The organism is Salinivibrio sp. VYel1 (assembly GCF_009377945.1).
GTDB lineage: Bacteria > Pseudomonadota > Gammaproteobacteria > Enterobacterales > Vibrionaceae > Salinivibrio > Salinivibrio siamensis.
Genome location: NZ_RSAM01000038.1, coordinates 1 through 618 on the forward strand (window position 1 = coordinate 1; position 618 = coordinate 618).

The window sequence follows — 618 nt, forward strand, 5'->3', positions numbered from 1 at the left end:
TGAAACTCTTCTCTTGCTTTAATAAATTCAAAACCATTTGCCTTATTCGTGCAAACACTTCCGCTCGATCATCGACTCTTATTCGGCAAGCATCTTCTTTTAATCCAACATCAAGTTGCCAGTGCATCGATTCAATTAACCAGTGCGAGCGAGTGGCATCATGAAGTTCTTTCGCTGTCAGTGCTTTTGAGCTTATATAATAGCGCACTGAAATATCAGACTCTTCGGCGTGTTTTCCTTCTTGTCGAACACTCACCATGATGCCCATCGTTTTTAATTCAGGCCAATCGTATGCCAAATCACCTAATACACTTAAATCCGTATTAATCAGTGCACATCGTGTTTCTAAACGCCCATGCGATTTCTCTTGTGATGCGTAGCTATCACCATCAAATTTTTGAAGCATTGCCGGGCGGTAATAATTATCAAACGCTTTATCTAACTTGCCTTGGTTTCCTTTAACGGCAAGCAAATAATCAGCATTTTTATCGATGATTTTCTGTGCGATTTTGTGCTGACAACCCATAGCATCTATGGTAATTAAACAACCTGAAATATCGAGCAATTCCAGCAGCTTAGGGATGGCAGTAATCTCATTTGTCTTACTGTCTACTTTCG

Annotated in this window: 1 protein-coding gene; it reads right to left on the reverse strand. The window is 40.1% G+C overall.

Annotation, left to right across the window (positions count from 1 at the left end; genetic code table 11):
- Positions 1 to 618, reverse strand: a 618-nt coding sequence (locus EHW58_RS15610; RefSeq protein WP_152797369.1) for an ISAs1 family transposase, incomplete at both ends; no start/stop codon positions are given.